6 protein-coding genes are annotated in these 11,295 nt (G+C 38.2%); 5 read left to right on the top strand and 1 reads right to left on the bottom strand.

What is annotated here, in order from left to right; translation table 11 throughout:
- The first annotated feature begins 196 nt into the window (after nucleotides 1-196).
- From DBR39_RS20545 to DBR39_RS20535, 3 genes are all read left to right on the top strand, one after another.
- Nucleotides 197-2,407 carry a TonB-dependent receptor gene (locus DBR39_RS20545; RefSeq protein WP_124536230.1) on the top strand — a complete coding sequence of 737 codons (2,211 nt, stop codon included), beginning with the start codon at nucleotides 197-199 and terminating at the stop codon, nucleotides 2,405-2,407.
- 104 nt (nucleotides 2,408-2,511) lie between these two features.
- On the top strand, nucleotides 2,512-3,324 hold the full coding sequence (locus DBR39_RS20540) for a siderophore-interacting protein (protein WP_124536228.1): 813 nt from the start codon (nucleotides 2,512-2,514) through the stop codon (nucleotides 3,322-3,324).
- Between the two features lie 245 nt (nucleotides 3,325-3,569).
- Complete coding sequence (locus DBR39_RS20535) at nucleotides 3,570-4,274, top strand: class I SAM-dependent methyltransferase (protein WP_124536226.1); 705 nt, start codon at nucleotides 3,570-3,572, stop codon at nucleotides 4,272-4,274.
- A 274-nt stretch (nucleotides 4,275-4,548) separates the two neighbouring features.
- Here DBR39_RS20535 and metG read toward each other — a convergent pair whose 3' ends face one another.
- On the bottom strand, nucleotides 4,549-6,585 hold the full coding sequence (metG, locus tag DBR39_RS20530) for a methionine--tRNA ligase (protein ID WP_124536224.1): 2,037 nt from the start codon (nucleotides 6,583-6,585) through the stop codon (nucleotides 4,549-4,551).
- A gap of 336 nt (nucleotides 6,586-6,921) precedes the next feature.
- Here metG and DBR39_RS20525 point away from each other — a divergent pair, with 336 nt between their 5' ends.
- Both DBR39_RS20525 and DBR39_RS20520 read left to right on the top strand, forming a co-directional pair.
- Entirely contained in the window at nucleotides 6,922-9,675 is a 2,754-nt protein-coding gene (locus tag DBR39_RS20525) for a SusC/RagA family TonB-linked outer membrane protein (protein ID WP_124536222.1), read from the top strand.
- An 11-nt stretch (nucleotides 9,676-9,686) separates the two neighbouring features.
- Nucleotides 9,687-11,288: a RagB/SusD family nutrient uptake outer membrane protein gene (locus tag DBR39_RS20520; RefSeq protein WP_124536220.1), complete on the top strand. Its 1,602-nt coding sequence runs from the start codon at nucleotides 9,687-9,689 to the stop codon at nucleotides 11,286-11,288.
- Nucleotides 11,289-11,295: the final 7 nt, after the last annotated feature.

Raw genomic sequence — 11,295 nt, 5'->3', positions numbered from 1 at the left:
TCTTAACTATCCTTTATTTCTTAAATCCTTCTTAATGGTTTTAATATATATCCAATATTTTTGATAAGATTAAATAACTTCTCTGTAAAAAGATGTTTGTAGATGATAAAATAAGGGAAAATCTCATACTTTGTTATTTTTATTCTTTCTAAATAAGAATTATCTTTGTGAGATTATAAAACTTTGAGTAGAAAGAATGAAAAAGCAGTATGCATTCATAGGTCTGTTGGCTTCGGGATTACTATTTTCCCAGACCGCTAAAGATTCTATTGCCTCTAAAGGTATTGACGATGTGGTGATCGTAGCTTCCAGAAAGCCTACAAAAATCTCTGAAATTCCGGGAACAGTCTGGGTAGTACAGAAAGAAAAAATTCAGGAACAGGCTAAAAGCGGTGTTCCTATCAAAGAAATGTTGTCGATTCTGATTCCTTCTATGGATATTGGTCCACAGGGAAGAACCAATTACGGACAGAATATGAGAGGACGTTCAGCGTTGGTGATGATCGACGGAGTTTCTCTGAACAGTATCCGCTCTATCAGCCGCCAGTTGGATGCTATTGATCCTTTTAATATTGAAAGAATTGAAGTCCTTTCCGGAGCAAGTTCAATTTATGGAGGAAATGCTACGGGTGGTATTATCAATATTATAACCAAAATACCTTCCAAGAAAGGGATCAGTGGAGAAACAGAATTGGGGGTACGTACAGGATTTATGGGCAAAGATGATCATGATTTCCGTGCCGCTCAATCCATAGCTGCCAAGGGAGATAAGTTCTTCGGAAGACTGGGAGTTGCGTACCAGCAGAACGGTGGAGTATATGGAGCAGACCAGAAACAGCTTTTTACAGATATTACACAAACTGACCTTCAGTACAACCAGTCGATTGACATTTTGGCTACAGGAGGATATCAGTTTAACAATAAGCATAAAATAACAGCTTCCCTTCAGTATTACAACTCTAAGTTTAACGGGGACAGAAGTTTATTCTTGGGTGAAAATCTAAGTGCATTCACAACAAAAAATGCTTCATTGCTGCAAATGAGAGATGGTTTTTCATCCGATAAAAATGTAGGAACAGAACGTTATATGGCTACGGTAGCCTATACCGGAAACGGAATTTTGGGCGGACAGGACCTTTATGTGCAGTTAGCTACCCGTGGTGAAAAGTTAGGATTTTATCCATTCCCGGGTAATGTCACATTGCAGACAGGAAAAATACCTTATATGTCCTCTTCTCAGCAGGATACTTATTATTCAGGGATTAAGGCTTTATTATCAAAATCATGGAGAGGACTGAACGTTACTTATGGAGCAGATTTTGATTTTGAAAAATTTGAGGGAGCACAATCTGTCTATGATATTGCTAAGACTATGTCCAGCGGAGGTTTAGTCAATGAAACAAAATACAGTCTGGGAAGATATCCTACCAACCACTCACAGAGCTACGCGGGATATGTTCAGGCAAAATATAATATTCTTCCAAAGCTTCAATTGAATGCAGGAATTCGTTATCAGCATATCAATGTGAAAATGGATGATTTTGTAGGTTCAGAACAGCAGACGCAGGTTGCCATGGGCTATGGAAGTTCAGCATCGGCAATTCCCGGAGGTGAAAGTTCTTATAATGTGACACTGGCGAATGCGGGACTATTATATAAATTCAATGAGCAGCACCAGGTTTGGGGAACCTTTTCCCAGGGAGCAAGTTTAGCAGATCCTGCTAAGTTTTATGGGATTGGTCAGTACAAATTGGTGGGAACAAACTGGGATGTAGTATCCAGTATCAATGTAAAAGAACAACCTTTGCAGGCCATTAAAACCAATCAGTTTGAGGTAGGATACCGCGTCAATAGAGGAGGTTTAAAAGCTCAGATTGCCGGATTCCTTAGTAATTCTGATAAGACCGTTGCAGTGGACAAGAAGACCTTCCAGATCCTTGTGAATGATTTGAAATTAAGAAATATGGGAATCGAAGCTGAGGTTTCCTATGCTTTAAACAATGGAGTGTATTTCGGAGCAAGCGGACTTTTGATCAAATCTGAGGTAGATAACAAGGGAGAATGGCAGAAACAGGAAATCTATAATGCTTCTCCGTCAAAATTGGTGACCTATATCGGGTATAATATCAAAAACTGGTCATTCAGATTCCAGTCATTGCAGAACTTCAAGCAGAAAGACGAGCTTAATAATGTGGTGGAAGGCTACAATACTTCAGACCTTATGATGGGATATCGATTCAGTTGGGGGAAATTCAGTCTGGGAATCCAGAACCTGTTTAATACGGATTATCAAACCATTTGGAGTAAGCGTTCCCAGGTTTTATATTCTACGTATGGACTTCCGGATCTGTTCAATTATAAAGGAAGAGGAAGAACATTCAATCTTTCTTACACTTTTGAATTTTAAAAATAAGATGAAGGTAAAAGTGCCTTGATCTGAAAACATATTGTATTTCAAATCCGGTTTCTGAGATCGATCGGAAACCGGATTTTAACTTTAAAAAATCAGTTATGGCTAAAATTTCAACAGGGCAGATCGTTGCCGAAGTAACCAGAAAAGAATATATTACTGACCACTTTATCAGAGTGTATTTATATTCACCGGAAGTTCAGGTATTCAAAAATACCGTGGTGGGCGACAATAATAAAATTGCAGTCCCTCCAGCTGGTTTGAACGAGATTCATTTTCCGACGCTGGATGAAAATCATCAGTGGGTGTATCCGCCTAAAGAGATCGCTCCGGCCATCAGAACCTATACACACCGGGGAATTGATCTGGAGAAAAATGAATTAATTATCGATTTTGTAGACCATGGAGACGGAGGTCCTGCCTCTAAATGGGTGAGAGAGGCGGAAGCAGGTTCAAAACTGGGAGTGATGATGCGTTTGGAAGGTAAAGAATTATATCCGACAGCAGATTGGTATCTGTTAGTAGGAGATGCTACAGCCATTCCGGTGATCAGTGCTATTTTGGAAACGCTTCCTGAAACGGCAAAAGGAACCTGTATTATTGAAGTTCATGGAAAAGAAGACGAACAACTGCTTGAAACCAAAGCTCAAATTGATTTTAAATGGCTGCACAATGCCCACCCTCAGATCAGCAGTGAAATTTCAGATACTGTAAAAAATATTGATCTTCCCGAGACAACCAAATTTGGTTACGTTGCATGTGAATTCTCAAGCGTGAAAGAGATTCGTACTTATCTCAGAAAAGAAAAAAACTGGACCTCTCAGGAATTATATGCCTATTCTTATTGGAAAGCAGGAGTTGCGGAGAATGAATCTCAGGCAGACAGACATAAGGAGAAGGATTCGATGGAGTAGTTGGCAGGTGGCAGATAAAAGGTAGTAGGTAGCTGGGAAAATATTCTGTGAAATATCGATGAAGGTTTATTGATGTCAATGGTGAATTTTTGGATGGAGAGGTAAGAGATGAGATTCAGGATAATGATAAGCAGCAAAAAGAAACTAGAAAGTAGTAACTCGCAATAACAATCCCGTAACTCGTAACCCGAAACATTACCCTGAAAACTTTGAACTTTGTACCCTGAAGCTGTATCTTTGCAGGTATGAAAGATTTAATGGGCAGAGCGATCTGGGATTATTACCACAATGAAAATCCGGAAAATCTGCAGACTGAAACATCAATTTCTGAGCTGGATGAACTTCCGGTAGATTATTTATTCAGAGATTTTGAAGAAATGAACGATATTGAGCAGAAAGCACTGCAGTTATCCGAAGGAAAAGTTCTGGATATCGGTGCCGGTGCCGGTTCTCATTCTTTATACCTTCAAAATGAAAGGAATCTTGATGTGACCGCATTGGATATTTCACCAAAATCTATTGAGGTTTGTCAGCTGAGAGGAATTAATAAAGCAGTTTGTGAAAATATGCTTGATTTTTCCGGGGAGACCTTCGACACTCTTTTATTACTGATGAATGGTACCGGTGTTTTTGAAAGCCTTGCTAAAATTGACACCTATCTTCAGAAATTACATACTTTATTAAATGATAAAGGACAGGTTCTGATTGACAGTACAGATATTCTTTATATGTTTGACCGTGATAAGGATGGAGGAGTGTATATTCCTGCCGGAGGATATTATGGAGAACTGGAGTATGTGGTTCATTACAAAGGAGAATCTGAGGAACCGATCACCTGGCTGTATCTTGACTTCAATACCTTGAAGAATGCAGCTGAAAACAATGGTTTCAAAATAAAAAAAGTTTTGAAGGATGAAGATTCTTACTTAGCAAAACTGACTAAGAAATAATGTACAACAAGTCATTGCGAGCTGTAAGCGAAGCAATCTCATAAATTAGCATACATTGTCATTCTGTAAACCGGGATGACTTTTTTTGTGCCTTTACCTAGCCCCGATAGTAACGGTTACCCCGCAGCATACGGTTGGGATTCTTCGGCCCATGCTCGGGCTGGGAGTCAGGCGCGAGGAGTAAGAGTGGATAGCGGGAATAAGCTCCTTATATTATCTGTCAAAAGAAAGGCTGCTTCTAGTGAAACAGCCTGTTATCTTATATTGAGGTTGATTATCCGATCTCAATACCGTTCTCAACATTGCTGTCGTCCGGTGTTACGAAAGATAATTTTCCGTCTGGTTTTGTTGTTAATAATAACATTCCCTGAGATTCAATTCCTCTGATTTTTCTTGGAGCAAGGTTCAGAAGGATCATTACCTGCTTCCCGATTAATTCTTCAGGAGTGAAACTTTCTGCAATACCAGAAACAACAGTTCTTACATCTACTCCTGTATCTACAGTAAGTTTTAATAATTTATCTGCTTTTTCTACTTTTTCAGCTTCTGTAATAGTGGCTGTTCTAAGGTCTATTTTAGTAAAGTCATCAAATGTGATCTCTTCTTTCATAGGGTTTGCGTTAGGGTTTGTTTTTTTATTGTTTTGTTTTGTATCTTCTAATTTCTGGATCTGAGCTTCAATTACATCATCTTCAATTTTTGAGAAAAGAAGAGATGATTCGTTGATTTTATGACCTGTTTCAATTAAAACTGATTGCGTTTCAATCGCATTCCAGTCTTTTTTTTCAACATTGAACATGTTCAATAGCTTTTCAGAACTGAAAGGCATGAAAGGTTCACATAACTGCGCTAAAGCAACAGCTATTTGTGCTCCAACGAATAAAGACTGAGCCGCTTTTTCCGGGTTGTCTTTAATGGTTTTCCAAGGTTCTTCAGTCTGAAGGTACTGGTTTCCAAAACGGGCAAGGTTCATCAATGCAGTTAATGAATTTCTGAACTCATAATTTTCAAGAAATCCTGAGATTTCTTTTGCCGATTTACTTATTTCCTGTAATTCAGGGCTGTTTACATCTCCTTGTGGAATAACACCATCATAATATTTATGAATAAGAACTGCCACTCTGTTGATGAAGTTTCCGAAGATCCCTACCAACTCAGAATTATTCTTAGTCTGGAAATCTTTCCATGTAAAGTTGTTATCTTTAGTTTCCGGAGCCGATGAAAGAAGAGCATATCTTAAAACATCCTGCTGTCCAGGGAAATCTTCTACATATTCATGAGCCCATACTGCCCAGTTTCTTGAAGTGGAGATCTTATCGTTCTCAAGGTTCAGAAATTCAAAAGCAGGAACATTTTTAGGCATAATGTAGTCTCCGTGAGCCTTCATCATTGCCGGGAAAATAATACAGTGGAATACAATATTATCCTTTCCGATAAAGTGTACCAGGTCACTGCTTTCACTCTGCCAGTAATCTTTCCAGTCTTTTCCGTTTTTCTCTGCCCATTCTTTGGTGAAAGAGATATAACCGATAGGTGCATCAAACCATACGTACAATACTTTCCCATCTGCATTTGGAAGAGGAACCGGAACTCCCCAGTTCAGATCTCTGGTCATGGCACGAGGTTTAAGGCCGTCATTCAACCAAGACTTAACCTGTCCATATACGTTGGGCTTCCAGTCATCTTTATGGCCCTCAATGATCCATTCATTTAAAAAATCTTCATATTCATTTAAAGGCAGATACCAGTTTTTTGTTTCTTTAAGGATAGGAACATTTCCGCTAAGCATTGATTTCGGATTGATCAGCTCAGAAGGAGATAGGGTAGAACCACATTTCTCACACTGGTCACCGTAAGCATTTTCGTTACCACAATTAGGACACGTTCCTACAATATAACGGTCAGCAAGGAATTCTCCTGCCTGCTCATCAAAATACTGCTCAGAAACTTCTTCTGTGAATTTTCCTTTTTCGTATAAAACCTTGAAGAAATCCTGACTGGTTTCATAATGGTTCTTAGACGTCGTTCTTGAATATTCATCAAATGAAATTCCCAGATCAGCAAAAGATTTTTTTATGATCCCGTGATATTTGTCAACGATATCCTGAGGAGTAACTCCTTCTTTTTTAGCTCTTATTGTAATAGGAATCCCGTGCTCATCTGAACCACAGATAAACGCTACATCTTTTCCTAATCTTCTCTGAAATCTTGCGTAAACATCCGCAGGAATATAAACACCTGCCAAATGTCCTATATGAACCGGCCCGTTTGCATAAGGCAAAGCTGCCGTAATCATCTTTCTGTTTGACATTTATAGTAAAGTTTTGACTGCAAAGATAAGGATTATCTGCTGAATACCGCTATTGACGGTGTTATTATGATCAATTATGCAATTTCTAAAGGTTCGATGTGAAATAAAGTTAAACAAATGTTTAACATATTGTTAATTTGAAGTAAATATTATGCATTGCATAAGTCGTTGTAAAATATTGGATTTTAAAAAACTAACTAAAATCGGTTTCGTAATATACATAAAATTAACTAAAATTATATTAAATTTATGATAATTCTAATTTTTTTATAAATTGCGAGTCTGGCTCCAAGCCAAAAAATGACTGAAAAAACGAAACTATAAAAGAATATGATTGTGAAGAACTTTACAACAGTATTAAAAATCGCGCCTGCTTTTTTATTGGCCAGTACAGTAATGCACGCGCAGAAGAAAGATTCTCTTCCTCAGGAGAAGAAGATTGAAGAGGTGGTTTTGATCGGATATGGAAAACAGAAAAAATCTGATCTTACCGGTTCTATAACCTCTGTCACAGCAAAAGACTTCAACGGAGGAGCTACTTCCGCCGGACAGCTGATCCAGGGTAAAACACCAGGGGTACAGATTACCAATAACAGTGGGGCACCGGGTTCCGGAACCAAGATCAGAATCAGAGGTACCTCTTCTTTAAGTGGAGAAAACTCACCATTAATTGTAATTGATGGAGTTCCTCAGGATTTTGTAGGAATGAACGGAGTTTCTGATCCTTTATCCTTAATTAATCCAAATGATATTGAAACATTTGATATTCTGAAAGATGCTTCTGCTACTGCCATTTATGGTAACAGAGCTTCTAATGGTGTTATCCTTATCACAACCAAGAAGGGAACAGCCGGGAGATTTAAAGTGAATTTCTCCACAGTTGCTTCAGTTTCTACTAAAATGGGTAAGGTAGATGTATTAAATGCCCGGGAGTTTAGAGATTTTGTGAATACGTATGCCCCTGCAGGTTATAAAACCAAACTGGGAAATGCCAATACCGACTGGCAGGATCAAATTTACCAGGCAGCATGGGGTACAGATAATAACGTAGCCCTTTCAGGAGGAATTAAAGAGCTGCCATATCGTTTATCATTAGGCTATAATGAGCAGAATGGTATCGTAAAATCAAATTCTTTCCGCAGAACTTCTGTGGGATTGAATTTAAGTCCCAAATTCTTTGACAATCATTTATCAGTGAATGTGAATGTAAAAGGAACATTTACAGATAACAGATTTGTAGACGGTGGAGTGATCAAGGCGGCTACCTATTTTGATCCTACACAACCAGTATATTCAGGAAATTCCAATTATGGAGGGTATTATGAATGGCTGGATTCGGGTTCTGCAACAGGATATAATGTGAATGCCAATTCAAACCCGCTTGGAATGATCAATGGGGTAAGAGATGTCTCTTCTGTACTCAGAGGATTGGGGAATATTCAGTTAGACTATAAATTTCACTTTCTTCCGGACCTGCATTTCAATGTAAATGCCGGATACGATTACACAAAAAGTGACGGGCATAAATTTAAGAATGCTAATTTAAGACCAGGTTTTGAAGATAAAGGAAGCTCAAATTTCTATTCGATGGAAAAGAAAAACAAGCTTTTGGAAACCTATTTTAATTATGTAAAGACTATCAGTGCGATCAACACAGGTGTGGATATTACTGCAGGGTATTCTTATCAGGATTTCAATATTTATCTTCCAGGAGCTATAACTTATAGAGGGACAGGAATTAATTCGCAGGATTTAGATTTCAAAACTCAAAATACATTGATCTCATTTTATGGAAGAGCTATTTTTACGATAGCTAATAAATATGTTATTTCAGGATCAGTTCGTAAAGATGGTTCTTCAAGATTCTTTAACGGAACCAGAGATAATGTATGGGGCGTTTTCCCGGGAGTTTCTTTGGCATGGAAGCTTAATGAAGAAAACTTCATCAAAAATATATCCTCAATCAGCACTTTAAAGCTGAGAGCAGGATGGGGTAAAACGGGTCAGCAGGAATTGCCTGCATTGAACGGTAATAAACCTAATAATTACCCAGCTTTTGCAGCCTACAATCCAAGTTATCAGGGAGCAGGATATCAGTTCGGAAATGAATTTTATTTTATGTTCAGACCTGCTAACTATAACCCAAATCTTACGTGGGAAACAACGACTACCAAAAATTTAGGATTGGATTTTGGATTTAATAAAAACAGAATTACAGGTTCAATTGATGTTTTCAGAAAAGATACGAAAGACCTTCTTGTATATGCCGATGAACCTGCAGGGGGCTTAAGTAACGCAAGCTGGCAGAATGTTGGAGATATGAAAAATGAAGGGATTGAAGGAAGTATTACTGTAATTCCGGTGAAAAATCAGAACACAACCTGGGAAGTAAGTTTTAATGCTACTCATTACAAACCGGTTATCACCAAGCTTAAAGACAGAGCTGATGAGTTTTTCAATATGGAAGTCGGAGGAATTGAAGGAGGTTCAGGAAACAGAATCCAGGCTCATGCTGTAGGGTATGCTCCTAATTCATTCTGGGTATACCAGCAGGTATATGATACGAACGGAAAACCAGTTGATGGTGCGTATGTAGATAGAAATGGAGATGGAATAATCAATACAAAAGATATGTATTATTACAAATCTACGACACCTGATGCAATTTTAGGTTTCTCAACCAAAGTATCTCACAAAAACTGGGATTTTGCATTGAGTGCAAGAGCAGTATTAGGAAATTATGTATATAATAATGCCGCTTCAAATAGTTCACTGCAGTCTGCATCTACAAACGAATACCTTCAGAATGTATTCTCTACTGCACCTCAGTACCAATTCGCAGTTCCTCAGTATAAATCAGATATTTACGTTGAGAATGCTTCATTCCTGAGATTAGATAATATCAATGTCGGGTACAATTTCGGAGAAATTTTCACTAAAGGAAGTAATCTGAAAGTATATGCCATGGCACAGAATGTTTTTGTGATCACTAAATACTCTGGAGTAGATCCTGAAGTTTTTGGCGGAATAGACAACGGTTACTATCAAATGCCTAAGATTTACTCTTTGGGCTTTAACTTCCAATTTTAAATAAGAATTCAATGAAACTAAATAGAATTAAACTTAAAAATATAGTATTGCCTCTTTCAGCAGTATTTTTATTGACGGCAGCTTCTTGTGTGAAAGATCTTGAAAGAGAACCTATCACAGACGTTACTTCAGCCAGTATTTATAAGGATTTTGCCAATTATAAAAATGTTCTGGCAAAACTTTACGGAGGACTTGCCATGGGAGGCCAGGTCAGTGGAGACGGAGATCAGCCGGATAGTGATATTAACGGGATCAATGGTGGTTTTTCCCAGTATACAAGACTATTGTACAACCTGAACGTGGTGACCACTGATGAAGCAGTCATTGGATGGAACGATGGAAACCTTCATACCCTTCACAAAATGACATGGGACGCTTCCAACGAATTTATTGCGGCAATGTACTATAGAGTATATACAGAAATTGCTTTTTGTAATGAATTTCTGAGAAATGTAACGGATGAAAAATTAGCAGCTAATAATATTACCGGAGATAATCTTGCTCAGGCAAAATTAATGAGAGCAGAAGCCCGTTTTCTGAGAGCTCAGTCGTATTATCACGCGATAGATATGTTCGGAAATGTTCCTTTTGTAGATGAATCATATCTGCCGGGATCTATCAATCCGCCAAAAAGAATAGAAAGAAAAGCGTTGTTTAATTATATTGAGTCTGAATTGCTTGCTGTAGCAGGAGAATTGAAGGACCCTAAAACCAATGATTATGGAAGAGCAGATAAAGCCGCTGCATGGTCATTGCTGGCAAAATTATACTTAAATGCAGAAGTATATACAGGAACGCAGAGAAATACAGATTGTATCACCTATTGTAACAAAGTGATTGCAGCAGGTTACTCCTTAAAACCGAAGTACGAAGATTTATTCCTTGCGGATAACAATATCAATAACCCGGAACAGATTTTAAGTGTAAATTTTGACGGAATCAATACTCAAACCAACGGTGGAACGACTTTCCTGGTGCATGCTGCAATAGGGGGAGAAATGAAAGCGGTTGACTTTGGAGTGAACGGTGGATGGAGTGGTTTAAGAACTACAAAATCATTTGTAGGGTTATTTCCTTCCAATGGAAGCGACAAAAGAGGAAGATTCTTTACTACAGGGCAGAACCTGGAAATTAATGATTTAGGTTCATTTACGGATGGTTATGCTTTTATCAAATTCAAAAATGTTAAAAGCAATGGATCTGCTGGAGCTCATACCAACTGGGTTGAGGCTGATATTCCGTTATATCGTTTAGCAGACATCTATCTGATGTATTCGGAAGCGGTGCTTAGAGGTGGTGCCGGTGGAAATCAGGCTACCGCGATTGGTTATATCAACCAGCTGAGAGAGCGTGCTTATGGAAATACAAGCGGAGACGTATCTTCTATCAATCTTAATTTTATTTTAGATGAAAGAGCTAGAGAATTATCTTGGGAAACAACCCGAAGAAGTGATCTTGTCCGTTTCAATAAATTTACTACAGGAGATTATGTATGGCCATGGAAAGGGAATGTGAAAGATGGTAAAGCCGTAGAAAGCTATAGAAACCTTTTCCCGATTCCTGCTAAAGATATTGTAGCAAATCCCAACCTGATTCAGAATCCTGGGTATTAATTTAAAA

Source organism: Chryseobacterium sp. KBW03 (assembly GCF_003852415.1).
Taxonomy (GTDB): domain Bacteria; phylum Bacteroidota; class Bacteroidia; order Flavobacteriales; family Weeksellaceae; genus Chryseobacterium; species Chryseobacterium viscerum.
The sequence above is the reverse complement of the archived record's forward strand: the minus strand, read 5'-3'. Positions and strand labels throughout refer to the sequence as shown.